Raw genomic sequence first — 16,209 nt, forward strand, 5'->3', positions numbered from 1 at the left:
GGCCAGCGGTGCCAATATTAACGCCAGCCGGTAACACTCTCGCCGTTCAACGCCCCTGCCCAACCGTTCGTCGCCCCCACGGGGCCGCCCGGCGCAAGGGCATACCCAGGCGTCCCCGCCGTTGGTAGGGTGCCTTGGGGCACATCTGTCGAGTGGATTTGCCCGGTTGGGGTTTCTCAAGGAGGAGACATGGGCACAATGCCAGATGGCAAGCCAAAGAACACACTGGTCGAGGACGGCATTACGCCGGACCCGGCACTGCCGCCCACAGCCGTGGACGAGTCCGTGCGCGAGGCGGAAGAACGCAAGTGGACGCCAACCAAAATCGCGATCTGGGTGGCAATTTCCCTGCTGGGCGCCGTGGCCTGGTTCATGCTGGCGATCGTCCGGGGTGAAACGGTCAACGCCATCTGGTTCGTGTTCGCCGCGGTGTGCACCTACCTGATCGGCTACCGCTTCTACTCCAAGGTTATTGAGCGCTACCTGCTGAAGCCGAACGACCGCAGGGCCACGCCCGCGGAGTACAAAGCGGACGGCAAGGACTACGTCCGCACGGACCGCAACGTCCTGTTCGGTCACCACTTCGCCGCCATCGCCGGCGCCGGACCCCTGGTGGGGCCGATCCTCGCAGCCCAGATGGGCTACCTCCCGGGCACAATCTGGATCATCATCGGCGTTGTGTTCGCCGGTGCCGTCCAGGACTACGTCGTGATGTTCTTCTCCATGCGCCGCGGCGGACGCTCGCTCGGCCAGATGGCCCGTGAGGAACTCGGCGTCATCGGCGGCACCGCCGCGCTGATCGCCACCCTGCTGATCATGGTGATCATCGTCGCCATCCTGGCCCTCGTCGTCGTCAACGCCCTGGCCGAAAGCCCCTGGGGTGTCTTCTCCGTCGGCATGACCATCCCGATTGCCCTCTTTATGGGCGTCTACCTGCGCTTCATCCGCCCCGGCAAGATCATGGAAGTCTCGCTGATCGGGTTTGTCCTGCTCATGGCCGCCATCATCGGCGGCGGCGCCGTCGCGGCCACCGAATGGGGCCACGCGCTCTTCACGCTGGACAAGGTCACCATCGCCTGGGCCCTCATCATCTACGGCTTCGTCGCCGCGATCCTGCCGGTCTGGCTCCTCCTGGCTCCCCGGGACTACCTCTCTACCTTCATGAAGATCGGCGTGATCGTGATGCTGGCCCTGGCCGTCATCGTGGTCCGTCCGGAAATCTCGGTCCCGGCCTTCAGTGAGTACGCCAGCCGCGACAACGGGCCCGTCTTCCCGGGAGCGTTGTTCCCGTTCCTCTTCGTCACCATCGCCTGTGGCGCCCTGTCGGGATTCCACGCCCTCATTGCCTCCGGCACCACGCCAAAGCTGATCGAAAAGGAACGCCAGACCCGGTACATCGGGTACGGCGGCATGCTCATGGAGTCCTTCGTGGCCATCATGGCCCTCGTCGCGGCGATCTCCATCGACCGCGGGCTCTACTTCGCGATGAACGCCCCGGCCGCCCTGACCGGCGGAACAGTGGAAACCGCGGCCGCCTGGGTCAACAGCCTGGGACTGTCCGGCGTGAATATCAGCCCGAACATGCTCGCCGAGACGGCCGCCAACGTCGGCGAGGCCAGCATCGTTTCCCGCACCGGCGGCGCCCCGACCCTCGCCGTCGGACTGGCCCACATCATGCAGCAGTTCATCGGCGGCACCGCCATGATGAGCTTCTGGTACCACTTCGCCATCATGTTCGAGGCCCTGTTCATCCTCACCGCGGTCGACGCTGGCACGCGTGTTGCCCGCTTCATGCTGCAGGACTCGATCGGCAACTTCGTCCCGAAGTTCAAGGAGCACTCCTGGCGTCCCGGCGCCTGGCTCGCCACCGCCGTGATGGTCGCTGCCTGGGGCGCCGTGCTGCTGATGGGCGTCACGGACCCGCTGGGCGGCATCAACACGCTGTTCCCGCTGTTCGGCATCGCCAACCAGCTGCTGGCCGCCATCGCGTTGTCCGTCTGCCTGGCCATCGCAGCGAAGAAGGGCTCCTTCAAGTACCTGTGGATCGTGGCGATCCCGATGGCGTTCGCAGCCGTCGTCACCATCACGGCGAGCTACCAGAAGATTTTCTCGTCCACTCCGGCAGTGGGCTACTTTGCCAACAACGCCGCCTTCTCCAAGGCACTTGCAGAGGGGAAGACTTCCTTCGGTACGGCCAAGACCGTCCCGGCCATGGAAGCCGTGATCCGCAATACTGCGATCCAGGGCTGGCTCTCGGTCATCTTCGTGGTGCTCAGCATCATCGTCATCACGACGGCGCTCATCGCCACCTACAAGGCGTTCCGCAACGCCAAGGCCGGCGTGATCAACACCGACAATGAGGATCCGGCACTGCCTTCCCGCGCCTTCGCCCCGGCGGGCCCGGTGCCCTCGGCTTCCGAGCGCGAGCTCATGGCCACGTGGAACCAACTGCCGGCGGACCGGCGGGCCGAAAAAGCCGGCCACCACTAAGGCGGAGTCAGACATGAACGCAATACTTGCGGGCTTCCGGGGATTCTCGCGGTATCTGGGCGGCGTGATGGGGGCGGACGCGTACGAGAAGTACCTGGCGCACCACGCCGAAGCCGGTCACGGCTCGCCGCCGATGACCGAGCGGGAGTTCTGGCGGGACCAGACGGACCGTCAGGACGCCAACCCGCAGGGCCGGTGCTGCTGACCGGTTCCGGCTGGTCAGCGTTGCCGCCGACAGAGGGCGCCGCCGGGCACACCAGTGCCCGGCGGCGCCCTCTGCTGTGTGTTTCGCCGGTTGCCGGCACTTGTGTCCGGGCCTTTGTTGCGCCCCACAGTGCGCCCGGAAGCTCCCTCCGGGGCGGGCCGCGTGCGCGGCTCCGGGCTCGTGAGAGTATGAAGCCATGAGCGATCCGCACGACACTCAGCCCGCCGACCAGGCCCCGGTCGAGGGCGCCACGCTGGATCCCCGGCCGGCTGCCGACGACGGTCAGGGGACACAGGGGCGGTACCAGCCCGGACCACCGGAGAAGCCGGGCCGGCCCGAGGGGGCCACTCGGCCCAGGCCCAGCCAGCTCCAGGATCTGGTCGATGAACCCGCGAAGGTGATGCGCATCGGCACCATGATGAAGCAGCTCCTGGACGAGGTGAAGTCCGCACCGCTCGACGACGCGGCACGGGTCCGGCTGGCCGGCATCCATGACCGCTCCATCAAAGAACTCGAAGACGGCCTCGCGCCGGAACTCGTCGAGGAGCTGGAACGGATCACCCTGCCCTTCCCCGCGGACGGAACGCCGTCGGACGCGGAGTTGAGGATCGCCCAGGCCCAGCTGGTCGGCTGGCTGGAGGGCCTCTTCCACGGCATCCAGACTGCACTCGCAGCCCAGCATGCCGCCCGGGACCACGCCGTCGCCCAGGCTCAGCTCCGCCAGCTGCCGCCCGGAACAGTGATCGCCCCCGGCGTCATCATCGGGGAGAACGGCGAGCCCCAGCGGGCCGCCGCGCCCAGGCCCGGTGAGGACCCTTCACGGGCTCCCGTGCCCGCTGACCCGGACCACGGCCCCGGCCAGTACCTGTAGGGCACCGTTGGGATTCTTCAGCACCGCCCGGCAGGGGCGCAAAGACGACGCCGAACTCGGCAAGGGCCTCTGGCGGCGGGCAAACGACCGCTTCATCAGGGGCCTGGACCGCTACCACCAGGTCCTCGAGGGGGTGGAGGACGAGGCCCTCTATGCAGAGCTCCTGGAGATCGCCAACGAGCTGTCCGCGCTCTCCGGGCGGGTCCGGCAGGTCTGTGTCGAGGCCCAGCGCCGCGCCCCCAGCGAGGGACTCGACATCCCGGGAACCCTGGCCGGAGTCCACCGCGCCCTGTCCACGGCCGGAAACTCCTTGGCGACCACAGCCGAAGCAGCTGCGATGCTCCGCCTCGCCGTCGGTCCCGTCCCCGCCGGCGCGGCGTCGGTACGGCGCCGCGCAGCGTCGGTGCTGGAACAGGTCAGCGACGCCGAACGGCGGCTTGCGGAGGCAGCCGCCGCGGACTGAGATGCCGCGTCGCTCCGCGCTTGCCTACCTAAATTCCCGGTTAAGCGCCTAGCTTAGCTGTGCCCTTTGCGCTGGCGGTCCGGGGCGGGCGTTGGCAGGATGGCTGGATGACTTTCTCACCGGTACTGACTTTCAATGACGGCAACACCATTCCCCAGCTCGGCTACGGAGTGTGGCAGGTTGAAGACGACGTCGCCGAGAAGGTGGTCGTCCAGGCCTTCGAAGCCGGCTTCCGCCACATCGACACCGCCAAGATCTACGGCAACGAGGCGGGGGTGGGGCGTGCGATCGAGCGATCGGGCCTCACTCCCGAGGAAATCTTCATCACCACCAAGCTGTGGAACGCGGACCAGGGCTACGAGTCCACGCTGAAGGCTTTCGAAGAATCCATGGAGCGTCTGGGCCTGGAGACGCTGGACCTGTACCTGATCCACTGGATGCAGCCGAAGCAGGACAAGTACGTGGACACCTGGAAGGCTCTCATCGAGCTGCAGAAGCAGGGACGCGTCAAGACGATCGGCGTCTCCAACTTCACCAAGGAGGGCCTGCAGCGCCTAATTGACGAGACCGGCGTCGTGCCGGCCATCAACCAGGTTGAACTGCACCCGTTCTTCAACCAGGCCGAGCTGCGCGAGTTCAATGCCTCCAAGGGCATTCTCACTCAGGCCTGGTCGCCGCTGGGGCAGGGCGGGGAGCTGCTGGAGAGCGCCGTGATCGGCCAGATCGCGGCCAAGCACGGCGCCACCCCGGCGCAGGTGGTCATCGCCTGGCACCTGGCCATCGGCAACGTTGTCATCCCCAAGTCCGTCACGGAATCCCGCATCCGTGAGAACTACGCAGCGCTGGATGTCAGCCTGGATGAGACCGATGTGCAGGCCATCAACGGCCTGGACAACTCAGCTGAGGGCGCCGGCCGCATCGGCCCCGACCCGGCAGTCTCGGACTTCGCCTAAGCCACGCGCCTAGCCGGCCGGACTGCCGGCTAAATCGGCGTGAACCGCAGCAGGGCCTTCACCCGACAGGGTGGGGGCCTTTCTGCTGCCCGGTGACCTCTGCGGTCCCGCCCTGGGGGTCGGCTTTGGCCGGCTCACACCCTGGCGAATCCTGAACCAAAGTCGTGGATGATGACGGTCCCGCCCAGAATACGGGCCTTGGCCACAAGCTGTTCCAAAAGTGCGTCGTTGACCGCGCCAAAGATTTCAATCGTCAGAAGGTTGACCAGAGGCGCTATCGGCGGGAAGAGGGGGCCGGCTACCGACATGTGGAAATTCAGCAACGCTAGGTCCTCGTGGATGTGAAGAACACTCATGCGGCTGCCGTCGCCTGAGAAGTAAACGTTGTAGGCGATGATCCGCGGCTCATTGGCTTCGACGAAGCTCGCAAGGTCCGCCATCGCGACTTTGAGCTCGCCAAGCTTCCCGGGGCGGACCTCGGAGGTGTCGAGATACACAACGAAATCAGTCATGTTGCCCTCCCGAGGGCATTCGGATCCCGCCCGCAGGCGGGGACGGAAATCCCGCGCCCCGCTATGAGCAGACGTCCCCTTACAATTATTGGCCCGGCCCAAACCCCTGTCGAGGTCCCGCTGATGCCCAGACGGGCCCCAGCGGCAACCGCCCAGTGTGGGTGTATTGGTCACGCCAGCCGGGGATCCATCGGATCGTGAGAAGCAGCTAAGCGGCCTTCCGGCTTTCCCTTACCGGCACCGCGTCGATGGTGGCCCAGCCATGCTCGCCGGCGGCCTGGCGGCTGGCGAAACGTTCGGCGTCGGCAAGGGCATCGAAAGCCTCGGCGCGGATGCGGCCACAATCCGTGTCCAGATACGTGACTTCAAAGTACTGCGTGGTTTCCATGAATTAAGTGTGCAGCCGGCCTCCGACACTATGAGCTCATGGGTCCGGCGTGTTGCCAAGCCGCAGCACCCGTTCCCGGGCAAGGTCCGCGGTGCGCCGCGCCTTTTCCGCAGCCCGTGCCGCCTGCTGGGCCTCGGCCAGGGCCAGTTCGCGCCGTTTCCCGGCAGCTTTGAGTTCCTGTTCGCACTGGGCAAGCTGCCCGCGCAGCCTGCGCGCCGTGTCGGAGAGTTCCGTGGTCAGGGCGGTCAACGAGGCAAGCTCCTCCTCATCCTGCCGAGCTTCCAGAGCGGCGGCTTCGGCGGCCTCTTCGGCCTCCTGGAGAAGCGACCGGGCCCGTTCCAGCGCGGAGGGAGAGGTTTTCCGGGGTTCGGGGCGGACAGCTCGCAGGCGGGGCTGCTCCGCCTCGTTCGGGCGTGTGGTTTCGGTCGGGACCGCCTCGTCGGATGGGCTGGGCGCGGGACCCGCCGGGACCACGAGCCCGGGCAGCGCAACCGCACCCGAAAGATCCACGACGTCGACGCCGTCGGCGGACAGTGCCCGGAGGAGACGGCCGGACTGCACGGCTGCCGCTGCCCCTGCATCGGCTGTGGCCGCGCGCAGCGTTGCTTCCACTTCCGCCGCGATCGCGCCGCTGATCTTCCGGCCCAGCTGTTCGGTGACTGCCTGTGCTTCCTTGACCGCGCCGCTTAGCAGTTGGCGTCGTTCCTGTCCGAGCCGGCGGAGTTCCGGTGCGTCGAGGGAGGATTGCGCGGCGCGCATCGACTGCCCCAGCCCGGCGAGGTCGCGGAGGGTCTCCGGCCGCCGGGCGGCGAGCATGTTCACCGTCCATGCCGCGACGGACGGCTTGGGCAGGGACCGCACTTCTGCGGCAAAGGACCGCAGCTCTTTCGCGGCGGCCGCGTCTTTGGCTGCGGCTGTCCGGGCGGAGACGAATTCGTCGAACGGAAGCGCATAGAGCTGTGCGGCAACGTCGGCCAGCCCCTGATCTCCCATGCAAGAATCATAGAAGCCCGGCCCCGGCAATTCCGCCGCCACCGGACCATTTTCCAGGAGGCAAGGCACTCATGATCGAAATTGCGGGGCTCCCGGCGCATATCCTGCTCATCCACGCCGTCGTGGTGCTGGCGCCGATCGCCGGACTGGCCGCTATCGTGTTTGCCGCGGTGCCGCGGTGGCGCAGCCAGCTGGCCTGGCCGCTGGGAGTGCTGTCCCTGGGCCTTGTTCCGCTGTCCCTGCTCACGGCGCAGGCAGGGGAGCAGCTAGAGGAGACCCGCCCCGCTTCGGCCCTGATCAGGGAACATGCGGAGCAGGGGGACGTGCTCAAGGCCGTATCCGTGGTCTTCTTCGTGGTCGTCACCGCGGCGCTGATCGCGAGCTATGACCCCATAGGCCGGCACTTCTCCTTCCTGGGCCGCCTGCGGACGAACCGCGGCGTCCGGTTGGCCCTTCTGGTTCTCGCGGCGGCTGCGGGGGCCTTCTTTATCTACCAGAGCATCATCACAGGCCATTCCGGCGCGGCCTCGGTCTGGGCCGCTTAACCCGGTCCCTGGCCGTGCCGATCAGCGACGGCTGCGGCTAGGGACCGCGCTTGCCGCGCAGGGCGACAACCAGCACCACGAACGCGAGCAGCTGCAGGACCGCCACTGACGCGATCAGCAGTGGACGGGTGTCATAGAGGGCGCCGTACAGGACCCCGCCCGCCAGCGCCCCGGCCCCTTGAAAAGCAGCGAAAACGCCGTACGCCGTTCCCTGGCGCTGTTCCGGCACCAGGTCGGCGAGCAGCGCCTTGACGGTCGAGTCCTGGATGCCCAGTGCGATGCCCCACGCGAGTACCCCGGTGAACGCCAGCCCGGCCGCCGGGGCCAGGGCCAGCACCGGCACGGCGGTGGTTAGCACGGGAATCGTGAGGAGCACCCAGGCTCCGGACCGGTCGTAGAGGGCTCCGCTGGCAAGGGCGCCGAGGGCAGCCGCCGCCATCGCAGCCGCGTACAGCAGCGCGACCACGGACACCGGAACGGCCGCCGTCGTCGTGAGGTGGAAGGAGATAACCCCGAAGGCAACCAGGCCGGCACTCCAGCAGAAGGCGGCGGCAGCGAACAGGACAAAGCTCCGGGTGAACAACGACGCCGGACGGCCGACCACACCCGCAGGCGCCGGATCGACTGCAGTTTCCTGATGCGGGCCGGCCGGGACCGCCGGGGGCCGGCCGGTGCCGGGATCCGGGATCCGGCGGCGCAGCCACAACAGCAGGAACATGGCCGCCGCCGCGGGAATGGACAGCACAGCGAAGGCTGCCGAGAGGTTTCCGGTGGCCGTGAGGACCGCGGCGACCAGGATGGGTCCGAGCAGGGCTCCGACAAGGTCGAGGGACTTGTGGACGGCGAAGCCGCGGCCCCGGCCGACCGGTTTGGCGACCGCGGCCAGCAACACCGTCTTTGCCGGGCTGCGGACGGCTTTTCCGATCCGGTCGCCGATGATCAGCACGGAAGCCAGAACCAGTCCGGACGTTCCGGCCAGAGGTGCGACGGCGAGCAGGGGAACGCAGACAGCGGTGAGGGCGTAGCCGGTCAGCGTGAACGTCCAGTATCTGCGGGTGCGGTCTGCCCAGGGGCCGAAGATCAGCCTGAGTCCCTGTGCCGCAGCTTCGGCGGCACCCGTCACCAGACCGACGGCCAGTGCGGAGGCACCCAACTGGGCGAGCAGGGGACCAGCCAGCGGCCGGGCGCCGTCGGAAACGACGTCGGCGGCCAGGCTGACGAGCCCGAGTCCGATCACCGGGCCCCAGAGCACGCGCCGGTGCGCCCCGTCACGTGCAGGCCCCTTGGCCCGCCCGCGGGTTGGGAAGTTTTGGTGGGGCCGGTTCATTTCCCAAGGCTCGCGGACGTAGCGCGGCGGGACAAGGGCCCGGCAGAACCGCTTGGTGTCAGGCGGAGGTCCGGATGTCCAGGAAAACCCACGCGATGGCCAGCAGGCCACCGAGTGCCAGCAGGAGCGCGCCGGCGACGATGCGGCCATCCAGGTCCCGGGAGGCCGGCGACTCGGCGGCGAAAACGCCTGCCGTTGCCGTCGGGGCGGGCGCTGACGGGGCCGGGGTGGCCATGCTGCCATCGGCCGGAGAAGTGGTGGTCGGCGAAGTCCCGGCCGGCGGCTGGGCGCCGGGGTCGGCGGTAGGCGCTGCAGCCGCCTGGGTTCCTGTCGGAGCAGGTACCGCTGAGGGGCGCGGAGCCGGGCCCTTTCCAGGCGGGGCCGTGGGTGAGGTCGGAACGCCGGTGGCGCTTGCTGTCGGAACAGGCGTTGCCTTGGGTTTTGGGCGGTCCGGGGACGACGGGCAGATCAGGGCCGGGACGATCCCTCCCACGGGGTCGCAGGGGGCGCCGATGGCCGGCAATGCGAGGATCAGGGGCGCGGATGCCAGCATCAGCGCGGCCGTGACCGTGTAGCAGGCCCCTTTTGTGGTCTTCACCCGATCCATCGTAGAGGCGCGGAGGGCGCCTGGCTGGGACCCTGGCGGGGAGCGTTGGCGGCAGATCGGCAGGACGCCGACCTAAATCGCCGAACTGAACTGCCTTCGTAGGGCACCGCCCCGGGGCCCTACCGCGTGTTTCCCTGACGGCGCGGGGCTATGCTAAGCCACGTTGTCGAACAGCCGCTGCCAGTCGTCATGTTCGCGATTGGTGTAAAACCGGCGCGTGGTGGTCCATCTGGGCAGGTAGTCCTGTGCCGGCAGTTCACGCGCCGGCACAGGTTTGGGCCTAGGTGGGGACTGCAGGACGCCCTCGCGTACCGGCTTGGTCCGGACGGGCTCGGGCTTGAGTGCCCGCTGCTGCTTCGGCTTCGGATGCGGGGCGGCGGCCTTGCTGACATGGCGCCACATGATGCGGAAGAAGATCCAAAGGGCGATCCCGGCCAGCGTCCACTGCCAGTAGGCGATCATCAGCACGATGACGAAAATCCCTAGAAGTGTAGGCATGGCGACACTTTGGCATATCCGGCACGCCCGGAGATAGGGTCTTTTTCCCTTATCCCAGGCAGGGAGCCGTCGCTTGCATGGTCGCCACCCAGTCCCACCGTCAAAAAACGACAGAACCCCCGGAAATCGTTGATTTCCAGGGGTTCTTCTCGAGCTTCCTGCCAGAATCGAACTGGCGACCTTCTCATTACGAGTGAGACGCTCTACCAACTGAGCTAAGGAAGCAACCGCATCAAGTGCCCGGATGACCCGGGCGATTCATGCCAGAGACAACTGTAGTAGAGTCGTCCGGCCCGGGTCAAAATGAGTGTCGGACGCCTCAGCAGACGGTGTTGTCGGCCGGTGTCTTGCCGTCCACCAGGTAACTGTCCACGGCATTGCCGATGCAGTCGTTGGAGCGGCCGTAGGCCGTGTGGCCCTCGCCCTTCCACGTCAGAAGTGCGGCTGTTCCCAGCTGCTTGCGCAGCTCGCTGGCCCATTCCACGGGGGTAGCCGGGTCGCCCGTAGTGCCGATCACGACGATGTCGGTGGAACCCTTGTACTCCGCAGGTGCCGGGGTCCGAACGCTTTGGTACGGCCAGTCCTTGCAGTTGGTGCCACCGTAGGCGAAGTAGTAGCCGAGCGTGGGGGAGGCCTGGCGGAGTTGCTGCTCATCCGCACGCATTCCGGCCGTGTCCGTCACCATGGGGTAGTCCAGGCAGTTGATGGCGCCGAAGGCAAACGTCGAATTCCCGGAGTACTTGCCGTTCGGCTCCCGGTCGGCGCCGAAGTCGGCGAGCCGGAGCATCGGCGACACGTCACCCTTGAGCGCGCTGCCCAGGGCCTGGGTCAGCACGGGCCAGTTGTCATCGTTGTAGAACGGCAGGATGAAGCCGCTGACAAACATTGAGGCGTTGACCACGCGGCCGTCCTTCGCGGACATTGGGTCCGCCTCCACAGCCTTGATGATGTCCTGGATCTGGCCAACAGCCTCCTCCGGGGTACCGCTGAGCGGACAGCCGCTGCTGTCGAGGCAATGCGTGACGTAGGCCAGGATGGCTTTCTCGAACGCCTTCGCCTGTCCGTTCGTCAGCTCCTCGTAGCTCAGCGAGGGATCCATCGCGCCGTCGAGGACCATCCGGCCGACGTTGTCCGGGAAGAGTGAGGCGTAGGTGGAGCCGAGGAAGGTGCCGTAGGAGTATCCGAGGTAGTTGAGCTTGCCGTCATTGAGCACACCGCGCAGAATGTCGAGATCCTTGGCGGCGCTGACAGTGTCGAGGTGGCCGAGCACGGGGCCGGTCTTTTCTGCGCACTTGGCGGCGATGGCCTTGTTGTCTGCGAGGGCCTCGGCCAGCCCGGCGTCGGTGTCAAGCGCATAGGTCTTCGCCCGGGAGGCGTCGCGTTCCTGGTCGGTGAGGCATGTGACCGGGGCGGAGCGGTTCACGCCGCGCGGATCGAAACCGACGATGTCGTAGTTGGTGCGGACCTTCTCCGAGATGTTGGTGGAACCGGCGTCGCGGACAAAGTCGTAGCCGGAGCCGCCGGGGCCGCCGGGGTTGACCAGCAGGCTGCCCTTCTTGCTGTTGCTCTTGGTAGACAGCTTCAGGGCCGCGATTTCAATGCTGTCTCCATCCGGTTTGCTGTAGTCCATCGGGACCTTGATCTTGGCGCAGGTGAAGTCCGACTCGCACGGGACCCACTCGACCTTCTGCGTGTAGTAGCTGCGGAGATCGGCGGGCGCGGCGTCGGCGATCTCAGGATTCGGTGTGCTGGGGCTCTTCGCCCCGCTGTCGCCGCCGAAGAGGCTGCACGAGGCGAGCACCAGGGCCAGGGCCATGGCGCCGGCTGCCCGCAGGCCGATCGCTACGGATCGGGATCTGGCGGACACTGCTCGTGCAGACTTCATACGGTTCTCCTTGGAGGATCGGATCGGAGCGGAGGGGCTTCCGCCTCCCGCCATGCGGGCGGACGGGGCGGGTCGGATGGTCGGTTCACCGGGGAAGGGGTCACTGCATGTTCCCTCAGATGAGGCTGGCGGCCATGGACTCGATGGTCAGCAGCGGGGCCACGTTGGAGGTCGTGATCCGGTTGCGGGCCTTGTTGATGGCATCCATGCGGGCAAGGGTGGTTTCTGCGGAGGAGTGGCTGGCAAACTCAACGAGTTCACTCCTGAGTTCAACGTTGACCAGTTCCACGGCGTTCCCCATCTGGATGATCAGCACATCCCGGTAGAAAGACAGCAGGTCGGTCAGCGTGCGGTCCAGTGAGTCGGTCACCGAACGCTTGGCACGGCGTTTCTGGTCGTCCTCGAGCTGCTTCACCTGCCCGCGCATGGCTGCCGGCAGCGTGCCGCTTTCGGGCGCGCCGAGCGTGGCGAGCAAGGCGGCTTTCTCGGCCGCGTCGCGCTCTTCGTTGGAGCTGTTGGCTTCCTCGGTGGCGATCTTGACCAGCTTCTCGGCCATAAGCACCGCGGCGGTGACACCTCGGAGGCCGAGCGGGAACCGCACTGTTTCGAGCCGACGGTCGCGGGCTTCGGGATCCCGTGCCAGCCGGCGTGCGATCCCGACATGGCTTTGCGCTGCCCTGGCCGCGCTTTCGGCGACCGCCGGGTCGATACCGTCGCGCTTGACCAGAAGGGCCGCGACGTCGGCCGCAGGCGGAAGCCGCAGTGCCACCGGGCGGCAACGGGAGCGGATGGTCACCAGTACGTCGGCGGGGGAGGGCGCGCACAGCATCCAGATGGTGCGGGGGGTGGGTTCCTCGATCGCCTTGAGCAGCACATTCGTGGTGCGTTCCGCCATCCGGTCCGCGTCCTCCACGACGATGATGCGCCAGCGGGCCGAGGAGGGCCGGTTCCCGGCGGTAGAGACCAGGTCGCGGGCTTCGTTAATCGTGATAGTGACCTTTTCGGTGCGCACAAAGGCCACATCGGAGTGTGTTTCGCCCAGGATCGTCAAGCAAGCTGGGCATTCGCCGCAGCCGCGCAGGCTGACGTCTTCCTGGTCGCAGTTCAACGCGGCGGCAAAGGCCTTCGCCGCGTTGGACCGGCCGGAACCCGGCGGGCCGGTGAAAAGCCAGGCATGGGTCAGGCCCTCACCCCGGGCTGCCAGGCGCAGCTGCTCGACGACGGCGGGCTGGCCCTGGAGGTCCTCCCAGACGCTCATGACTTCACCGCGCGGTGGAGTGGCAGCAGGGACTCCACCCTCTCGAGGATCCTGGCAGCCAGTTGGTCGACCGGGAGGTGGGCGGGGAGGACGAGGTACTGCTCCGGCCGGGACGCGGCGAGGTTGAGGAAGGCGGTCCTGATCCTGGCGTGGAATTCATCGGCCTCGGATTCCAGCCGGTCCTCGGCCGCGTCGCCCGCCGTCCGGCGGCGGCGGCCGACTTCCGGGTCGACGTCGAGCAGCACCGTAAGGTCCGGCTGCAGGCCCGCGGTGGCCCAATTGTTGATATCCCGGACGGCGTCGGTGCCGAGGTCGCGGCCGGCGCCCTGGTAGGCCACCGAGGAGTCGATGTAGCGGTCGGTGAGGACAATTTCGCCGCGTTCGAGGGCGGGGCGGATGACCTGGCTGGCATGCGCGGCGCGGGACGCCGCAAAGATCAGGGCTTCGGTGTGCGCGTCGATGTGGCCGTGGCCGTGGTCCAGGACCAGGGAGCGCAGTTTCTCGCCGATCGGAGTGCCGCCAGGCTCCCGGGTCCGCAGCACGGTGAGGCCGCGCGACTCAAGGGCCGCAGCCAGCTCAGCTGCCTGCGTGGACTTGCCGGCGCCGTCGCCGCCTTCGAAGGCGATAAACAGTCCGGGGTTCTGGGTGGTCACTGTTCTAGCCTACCGACAATCCCTGACAGAAACGTGCCGCGGCGTAACGCCTTGGGTGCCCTGCGGGGCCCCGAAGTACCCTGTGACCATGAGTCTTTCCGAAGAACAGGCAGCCGCGCTCTCCGCAGAAACAGTCGTTGTGGCGGCGGGTCGGCCGCCGCGCCAGCGTGATGAGCCGGTCAACCCTCCGCTGGTGCTTTCCTCGACCTACTTCGGCACCGGACCGCTGGGCGACGGCGACCGCGGCTACGGGCGGTATTCCAACCCCACCTGGGACCCTTTCGAGGAAGCCCTCGGCCAGCTTGAAGGCGCCGCGCTCCCGGGCCTGCTCTACGCTTCCGGCCTCGCTGCCGTCAGTTCGGCCCTGTCCCTGGTTCCCGCCGGGGGAGTGCTGGTCATGCCGTCCCACAGCTACGCAGGTTCCCTGGTGATGGCCACGGAACTTGCCGAGAAAGGCTTCCTGGAACTGCGGACGGTAGACATTGCGGACACCGACGCCGTCCTGGCGCAGCTCGCCCCGGCGGACGGGCGGCCCGCCAGCATGCTCTGGCTGGAGAGCCCCACCAATCCGATGCTGGGCGTCGCGGACATCCGTGCGCTGACCGCCGCCGCGCACGCGGCGGGCGCCGTCGTCGTCACCGACAACACGTTCTCCACCCCCCTCGTGCAGCAGCCGCTGGCGCTGGGTTCCGACGTCGTCCTGCATTCGGTGACGAAGTACCTCTCCGGCCACTCCGACGTTGTGCTCGGCGCCCTGGTGACGTCCGACGCCGGACTCCGCGCCTCGCTGCTGCACCACCGCACGATCCACGGCGGCATCGCGGGACCCTTCGAGGCCTGGCTGGCGCTGCGCGGGCTGCGCACGCTGGCCCTGCGGGTCGAGCGGTCGCAGGCCTCGGCGGCGGTGCTGGCCGAGCGGCTGAGCACGCACCCCCGGGTCGGCAGCATCCGTTTCCCGGGCCTCCCCTCGGATCCCGGCCACGAACGGGCCAAAAGCCAGATGAAGGGGTTCGGCTCGGTGCTGTGCATCGAAATGGCCCCGATCGCCGGCGGCGGAAACAGCGGCAGCGGCGACGGTGGCCTCGACGGCGGCCTCAGCGGAGCTGACGCGGCGGACAGGATGATCCAGGCCCTTAAGCTGTGGCTGCCGGCCACTTCGCTGGGCGGCGTGGAGTCCCTGATCGAACGGCGGCGCCGCCACCTGGCCGAGCCGGCCAGTGTGCCGGACAACCTGGTCCGGATGAGCATCGGGATCGAAAACGTCGAGGATCTTTGGGCCGATTTGGAACAGGCCTTGGCGACGTTGGACGGCTAGGCTGGGGGGATGGACGGAAGAGCGCTTATTTACTATGTCGAAACAGGGATCTATTTTCTCCTGGCCCTCGTAGCACTCGCCCTCGAGGTGTGGGCGTTCTTTGACTGCCTGCGTCACAAGGCGAATGCCTTCGAAGCCGTGTCCAAGCGCACCAAGACCTTCTGGCTGGCCGTCACCGGCGGCGCCCTGGCCGTGGGCCTGCTCTCCCTCCTGGGCGGCGGGGGCGGAGGCCTCCTGGGCCCACTGGGGCTTTTCGGACTTGTCGCGGTGACGGCAGCGTCCGTCTACCTCGCCGACGTCCGCCCGGCGGTCAAGGACGCCGGCCGCGGCGGGAGCCGCAACATGGGTCCCTACGGCCCCTGGTGACCTAACCAGGCGCGACTGCGTCCCAGCCGACCGTCAGTTCGCCCAAGCGCCACCGGGACGGGCCGTCAAGGACCGGCCAGCCGCCGTCGCGCAGTGCCCGGCACATGGCCGTCCAGCGCTGCCGGTTCCCAAACGAGGCCAGCGGCGCCGCCTCCAGCCAGGCCTTGTCCATTGCCTGCAGGAAGGCGTGGACGTTCTCGCCGGGAACGTTCCGGTGGATAAGCGCCTTCGGCAGCCGCTCGGCCACCTCCGAGGGCAGCGCAAAACTGCCAAACCGCATGGACAGGCTCAGGCTCAGCGGCCGCTGGGCGTCCAGCGCCACCCACGTCACCCGGCGGCCGATCTCGTCACACGTGCCGTCAATGAACAGCCCCTCCGGCGCCAGCCGGCCCTGCACGAGCCGCCAGATCGCCGCGACGTCGGCTTCCTCGTATTGCCGCAGCACATTGAATGCCCGCACGAGAACGGGCCGGCCGGCCACCGGCAGTTCGAACCCGCCCAGCTGGAAGCTCAGTCCGGGGCGTTCCAGTTCCCTGGCCAGCCGGACCCGCTCGGGCTCGATTTCGACGCCGACCACCCGCACATCGGGACGGACCGCGGACAGCCTTTCAAAGAGTTCGACGGCGGTGGCCGGGGAGGCGCCGTAGCCCAGATCCACCACAAGGGGATTGGCGGCCGCGCGCAGCCGCCAGGCCTGCGGACCAGTCAGCCAGCGGTCCAGTCGGCGCATCCGGTTGGGGTTGGTGGTGCCGCGGGTAATGTTGCCCACCGGCCTGCCGGCGCGCGGTCCGCTTTGCGCAGGGCCGCGCTTTTCGACGCTGCGTTTTTCCATGAATGGGGTCTGCGGGGGCGCCACCCGCTCAGCCTTCTGCACCACCAG

General features: G+C 67.7%; 18 protein-coding genes and 1 tRNA gene. 8 read left to right on the forward strand and 11 right to left on the reverse strand.

The window, feature by feature from the left end:
* The first annotated feature begins 189 nt into the window (after positions 1-189).
* The 5 genes from LDO13_RS02690 to LDO13_RS02710 all read left to right on the forward strand — a co-directional run bounded on the left by LDO13_RS02690 (position 190) and on the right by LDO13_RS02710 (position 4,982).
* Positions 190-2,490 carry a carbon starvation CstA family protein gene (locus tag LDO13_RS02690; protein ID WP_224048542.1) on the forward strand — a complete coding sequence of 767 codons (2,301 nt, stop codon included), beginning with the start codon at positions 190-192 and terminating at the stop codon, positions 2,488-2,490.
* A 13-nt stretch (positions 2,491-2,503) separates the two neighbouring features.
* Positions 2,504-2,695, forward strand: a complete 192-nt coding sequence (locus LDO13_RS02695; protein ID WP_224048543.1) for a YbdD/YjiX family protein — start codon at positions 2,504-2,506, stop codon at positions 2,693-2,695.
* 196 nt (positions 2,696-2,891) lie between these two features.
* Positions 2,892-3,566, forward strand: coding sequence for a bacterial proteasome activator family protein (locus LDO13_RS02700; protein WP_224048544.1), 675 nt, complete (start codon positions 2,892-2,894; stop codon positions 3,564-3,566).
* Between the two features lie 7 nt (positions 3,567-3,573).
* Positions 3,574-4,029: a hypothetical protein gene (locus LDO13_RS02705; protein WP_224048545.1), complete on the forward strand. Its 456-nt coding sequence runs from the start codon at positions 3,574-3,576 to the stop codon at positions 4,027-4,029.
* 107 nt (positions 4,030-4,136) lie between these two features.
* Positions 4,137-4,982 (forward strand): aldo/keto reductase, encoded by an 846-nt coding sequence (locus LDO13_RS02710; RefSeq protein ID WP_224048546.1) that lies wholly within the window; start codon positions 4,137-4,139, stop codon positions 4,980-4,982.
* A 134-nt stretch (positions 4,983-5,116) separates the two neighbouring features.
* Here LDO13_RS02710 and LDO13_RS02715 read toward each other — a convergent pair whose 3' ends face one another.
* The 3 genes from LDO13_RS02715 to LDO13_RS02725 all read right to left on the reverse strand — a co-directional run bounded on the left by LDO13_RS02715 (position 5,117) and on the right by LDO13_RS02725 (position 6,875).
* Positions 5,117-5,494 (reverse strand): hypothetical protein, encoded by a 378-nt coding sequence (locus LDO13_RS02715; RefSeq protein ID WP_224048547.1) that lies wholly within the window; start codon positions 5,492-5,494, stop codon positions 5,117-5,119.
* A 208-nt stretch (positions 5,495-5,702) separates the two neighbouring features.
* Positions 5,703-5,882, reverse strand: coding sequence for a hypothetical protein (locus LDO13_RS02720; RefSeq protein WP_224048548.1), 180 nt, complete (start codon positions 5,880-5,882; stop codon positions 5,703-5,705).
* Between the two features lie 36 nt (positions 5,883-5,918).
* The gene (locus tag LDO13_RS02725; protein ID WP_224048549.1) at positions 5,919-6,875 is read right to left on the reverse strand and encodes a hypothetical protein; all 957 of its coding nucleotides are present in this window, start codon (positions 6,873-6,875) and stop codon (positions 5,919-5,921) included.
* A 71-nt stretch (positions 6,876-6,946) separates the two neighbouring features.
* Between LDO13_RS02725 and LDO13_RS02730 the strand changes: the two genes are divergently transcribed.
* Positions 6,947-7,420, forward strand: coding sequence for a hypothetical protein (locus LDO13_RS02730; RefSeq protein WP_224048550.1), 474 nt, complete (start codon positions 6,947-6,949; stop codon positions 7,418-7,420).
* Between the two features lie 37 nt (positions 7,421-7,457).
* Here the strand turns inward: LDO13_RS02730 and LDO13_RS02735 are convergent, their stop codons facing one another.
* From LDO13_RS02735 to tmk, 7 genes are all read right to left on the reverse strand, one after another.
* Positions 7,458-8,747 (reverse strand): MFS transporter, encoded by a 1,290-nt coding sequence (locus LDO13_RS02735; protein ID WP_224048551.1) that lies wholly within the window; start codon positions 8,745-8,747, stop codon positions 7,458-7,460.
* 58 nt (positions 8,748-8,805) lie between these two features.
* Positions 8,806-9,345 carry a hypothetical protein gene (locus tag LDO13_RS02740; protein WP_224048552.1) on the reverse strand — a complete coding sequence of 180 codons (540 nt, stop codon included), beginning with the start codon at positions 9,343-9,345 and terminating at the stop codon, positions 8,806-8,808.
* A gap of 162 nt (positions 9,346-9,507) precedes the next feature.
* Entirely contained in the window at positions 9,508-9,852 is a 345-nt protein-coding gene (locus LDO13_RS02745) for a hypothetical protein (protein ID WP_224048553.1), read from the reverse strand.
* A 152-nt stretch (positions 9,853-10,004) separates the two neighbouring features.
* Positions 10,005-10,077: transfer RNA gene (locus LDO13_RS02750), tRNA-Thr, on the reverse strand.
* 94 nt (positions 10,078-10,171) lie between these two features.
* A complete protein-coding gene (locus tag LDO13_RS02755) occupies positions 10,172-11,737 on the reverse strand; it encodes an alpha/beta hydrolase (RefSeq protein WP_224048554.1) in 1,566 nt (521 codons plus the stop codon).
* 115 nt (positions 11,738-11,852) lie between these two features.
* Entirely contained in the window at positions 11,853-12,995 is a 1,143-nt protein-coding gene (locus LDO13_RS02760) for a DNA polymerase III subunit delta' (RefSeq protein ID WP_224048555.1), read from the reverse strand.
* Positions 12,992-13,648 (reverse strand): dTMP kinase, encoded by a 657-nt coding sequence (tmk, locus tag LDO13_RS02765; protein WP_224048556.1) that lies wholly within the window; start codon positions 13,646-13,648, stop codon positions 12,992-12,994. The genes LDO13_RS02760 and tmk overlap by 4 nt, the downstream gene beginning before the upstream one ends.
* 88 nt (positions 13,649-13,736) lie before the next feature.
* On the opposite strand from tmk, the gene LDO13_RS02770 reads away from it, so the two are divergent.
* The gene (locus tag LDO13_RS02770; RefSeq protein WP_224048557.1) at positions 13,737-14,963 is read left to right on the forward strand and encodes a PLP-dependent transferase; all 1,227 of its coding nucleotides are present in this window, start codon (positions 13,737-13,739) and stop codon (positions 14,961-14,963) included.
* 9 nt (positions 14,964-14,972) lie between these two features.
* On the forward strand, positions 14,973-15,329 hold the full coding sequence (locus LDO13_RS02775) for a DUF2516 family protein (protein ID WP_224048558.1): 357 nt from the start codon (positions 14,973-14,975) through the stop codon (positions 15,327-15,329).
* 1 nt (position 15,330) lies between these two features.
* On the opposite strand, the gene LDO13_RS02780 is transcribed toward LDO13_RS02775, so the two are convergent.
* Positions 15,331-16,161, reverse strand: a complete 831-nt coding sequence (locus tag LDO13_RS02780) for a class I SAM-dependent methyltransferase (protein WP_224048559.1) — start codon at positions 16,159-16,161, stop codon at positions 15,331-15,333.
* Positions 16,162-16,209: the final 48 nt, after the last annotated feature.

Source organism: Arthrobacter sp. NicSoilB4 (assembly GCF_019977335.1).
In the GTDB taxonomy this organism is placed as follows: domain Bacteria; phylum Actinomycetota; class Actinomycetes; order Actinomycetales; family Micrococcaceae; genus Arthrobacter.

Coding starts and splice junctions, on each gene's coding strand:
- LDO13_RS02735 (WP_224048551.1), bottom strand. CDS start 8,747: ATGAACCGGCCCCACCAAAACTTCCCAACCCGCGGGCGGGCCAAGGGG.
- LDO13_RS02770 (WP_224048557.1), top strand. CDS start 13,737: ATGAGTCTTTCCGAAGAACAGGCAGCCGCGCTCTCCGCAGAAACAGTC.
- LDO13_RS02755 (WP_224048554.1), bottom strand. CDS start 11,737: ATGAAGTCTGCACGAGCAGTGTCCGCCAGATCCCGATCCGTAGCGATC.
- LDO13_RS02695 (WP_224048543.1), top strand. CDS start 2,504: ATGAACGCAATACTTGCGGGCTTCCGGGGATTCTCGCGGTATCTGGGC.
- LDO13_RS02775 (WP_224048558.1), top strand. CDS start 14,973: ATGGACGGAAGAGCGCTTATTTACTATGTCGAAACAGGGATCTATTTT.
- LDO13_RS02720 (WP_224048548.1), bottom strand. CDS start 5,882: ATGGAAACCACGCAGTACTTTGAAGTCACGTATCTGGACACGGATTGT.
- LDO13_RS02725 (WP_224048549.1), bottom strand. CDS start 6,875: ATGGGAGATCAGGGGCTGGCCGACGTTGCCGCACAGCTCTATGCGCTT.
- LDO13_RS02730 (WP_224048550.1), top strand. CDS start 6,947: ATGATCGAAATTGCGGGGCTCCCGGCGCATATCCTGCTCATCCACGCC.
- LDO13_RS02690 (WP_224048542.1), top strand. CDS start 190: ATGGGCACAATGCCAGATGGCAAGCCAAAGAACACACTGGTCGAGGAC.
- LDO13_RS02760 (WP_224048555.1), bottom strand. CDS start 12,995: ATGAGCGTCTGGGAGGACCTCCAGGGCCAGCCCGCCGTCGTCGAGCAG.
- LDO13_RS02715 (WP_224048547.1), bottom strand. CDS start 5,494: ATGACTGATTTCGTTGTGTATCTCGACACCTCCGAGGTCCGCCCCGGG.
- LDO13_RS02700 (WP_224048544.1), top strand. CDS start 2,892: ATGAGCGATCCGCACGACACTCAGCCCGCCGACCAGGCCCCGGTCGAG.
- LDO13_RS02745 (WP_224048553.1), bottom strand. CDS start 9,852: ATGCCTACACTTCTAGGGATTTTCGTCATCGTGCTGATGATCGCCTAC.
- LDO13_RS02710 (WP_224048546.1), top strand. CDS start 4,137: ATGACTTTCTCACCGGTACTGACTTTCAATGACGGCAACACCATTCCC.
- LDO13_RS02780 (WP_224048559.1), bottom strand. CDS start 16,161: ATGGAAAAACGCAGCGTCGAAAAGCGCGGCCCTGCGCAAAGCGGACCG.